A 2,514-nucleotide genomic window follows, 5' to 3' on the forward strand; every position below is an offset into this window, starting at 1 on the left:
TTATGGAAAGCTTTTCATAACGGCCAGAAGCCGTCGGATGAAGCCACGCCGGCAAGCTGACTTCTAACGTGAACGCTGGCCTCAGCAGATCCTGCTGCAATTCCAGTTGCTAACCTGTGTGGCACTTCCGGCTCGTTTCCGGCAGACCAGTCGTCACTGGTTTCGCGCGTACTACCTGCGTCGTGGTTGGTCTGCGAACTTGCTCCGCACCGCGACGAGCGCGTCAAAGCTGTATCACGCCACGTCGGCTCGGGACAGTGCCCAGCGCGCAACATCGTTTCCCTGGCTTGCCGTCGACAAGATCACGGATACTTTCATTGGGAGCTTGTCCAATGGTTTGATTATGAGAAGACCCTCGCGGCGCTGTCGGCAGACCTTGGCGCTTTGCCGCAAAGAATGTGCGCTCCGACAGTAGACTTTCCTCAGTTCCACTTGGCTGAGCTGATGAGATTCGGGGCATCGTGATCTTCTTGAGCAGTAGGATCAGAGCCAGTTCGACCTCGAACCGCAACAGATTGGACGCCAACCGCTACGACGTGCCGACGATGCTCATCGGCGAGGGCATCTGGCTACTTTGCCGGTTCTGCGCTAGCGACTACCGCCTTCGCCTGGACGGCCGCCAAGCGATAGTCGTGGTCGCCATAGAAGCGCAGGTACAGAGAGGCGGCAATCGCCGAGTCGGTGCCTACTAGCGCTGTTTCGTATCGCGCTTTCATTGCCGCCGCGAACGCTCCGGCCCCGGCGCACAGGTGTCGATAGAAGGCGGAGAAGAAAAGGAGCGCCCCGTTGTCGTCCACCGGCTCGTGCGCTGCGATGACGGCCTCGCTGCCACCAGCGCGCAAGACCGGCGCCCAATGCGCGATTCGGTCGGTTCCCAAGGTGACAAGTTCGGGTGGTTCATCGCTGAGGAGCAGCTCGTGTGCGGTCAGCACGGTGCGCTCACCGATCACCAGTCCACTTAACGGGCGGCGCTCGGCCGCATCGGCGGTCGCGGCGCCCGGCGTGTCGGGCAGCCAATTCGACACGCTGTGGCCACCGAGATGCAGGACCCGATGGTCGCCGAGGGCAAGAACGCGCAGCGCATCCGACGGGGCCGGCTCGACCAGCCGATCGACGGTGAAGCCAGCGCCTTCAAGCGCGTCCGCCACCTTCGCTACCTCTGCGCGGGCCCCTGGCAGGTCGGGCAGCAAGGGACCGGCGGTACCTCCCAGCATCACCAGTGCGCTGGCCTGTGGCCGCAGTCGCTTCGCCGGCCGGCGGGCAGGAATGCCAGGGCAATCGCGAGAGAGCAGCGCCTGAAACCCCAAAGGCATCGGGCGCGCCGGCGACTTCAGCATTTCCCAAGGGACAAGATCCGCTTCGCCATCCGCGACCACCTGCAGGTGAGTGGCACTGTCTATGAGCGGCCGGAGTGACCGAGGAATCAGCAATCGGTACAGCACTTGTCCCGCTTCCAACAGGTCTTGCCACGCGAAGCGATACCGCAGTTCCTTTAGTGCCAGTTCAAGAGCCGAGTGCCCGATCGACACCTGCTCTTGACCCATCGCAGTCGCCGACGAGCTGGCTGCGTTTTCTGCCACGATGGACCATTGGTCCCCCTGCCGGGTGATACGCAAACGCACAACTGTGCTTGCGCCGACTGGCCGTTCGTCCATCCGACTCCGCAGGGCAGCCAGCAGGGTATTGCTGGCAGCTGATAGTGGCGGCGCTTGGCCGTCCGAGGAAGGTTCGTCTTCAATTGGCACGACTTCGGTGTCGGCGACCTCGGTGGCGGCCGTTTCGCCCTGACTTGCGTTAGGCTTGCCCTCCGCCTGTGGCGCTGCCGGACCAGCCGCTGAGGGACTGGCAACACGGCGGGGCATCTGTTGGAGGGCGACGATCAGTCCGTCGATGTCGGCGTCAAAGTGCTTGACGCTCAGCTCGTACGCGTTGTTTCGCAGCATGCGGCGCAGTCGCGAGGGCAACTGTTCTGCGCTTGGCAACGTAGCATCCCCCACCGTGACCGGCACGACTGTGAGTCCGTGCTTCAATGCCAACTCAACTTCCTGACGCACCAGGTCGTCTGGCTCGAGGATTCGACGGGCACGTCCGCCTCCCCGGATCGATGCCCAGAGCTGTCCAACGACTACGAGCGCCACGTCGCACCTCATGAGCCGGCTCTTCAGTTCTCGTTCGAAGTCAACCCCGGGAGCGATGCTCTTGATGTCGCAGAAGACGTTCTCCCGGCCCAAAGCCTCGGCCATCCGTGTGTCGAGCGCACGCACCCAGCCGCCGCTGTCGGCGCGTCGATAGCTGATGAAGACCCTCACCATGGCGCTCCTCCCAAGCCCTAAGAGGCCTAAGCAAATTGTTTCAGCTGGCTCGCCGGCAGCTTACTCCCGGGCGCCGAACATATCCACGTCGCACGCCGCCGGAGAACCGGACGTCGAATACTTGGTAGCTGTGATTGAACACTTCATTCGGTTGAGCCGCCAAACTGTCGGTCTGCTTATGCACCTCGCGGGTGTCAGCTCA

2 protein-coding genes are annotated in these 2,514 nt (G+C 62.7%); one reads left to right on the plus strand and one right to left on the minus strand.

The features are described from left to right. Positions 1-569 precede the first annotated feature (569 nt). Positions 570-2,312, minus strand: coding sequence for a CHAT domain-containing protein (locus HCU76_RS36170; protein ID WP_218512045.1), 1,743 nt, complete (start codon positions 2,310-2,312; stop codon positions 570-572). On the opposite strand from HCU76_RS36170, the gene HCU76_RS36175 reads away from it, so the two are divergent. Further along, a partial coding sequence (locus HCU76_RS36175) for a hypothetical protein (protein ID WP_213959967.1) occupies positions 2,296-2,514 on the plus strand: 219 nt, incomplete at its 3' end. The two genes, HCU76_RS36170 and HCU76_RS36175, sit on opposite strands and share 17 nt — an antisense overlap.

This window comes from Variovorax sp. dw_308, assembly GCF_019207085.1.
GTDB lineage: Bacteria > Pseudomonadota > Gammaproteobacteria > Burkholderiales > Burkholderiaceae_C > Variovorax.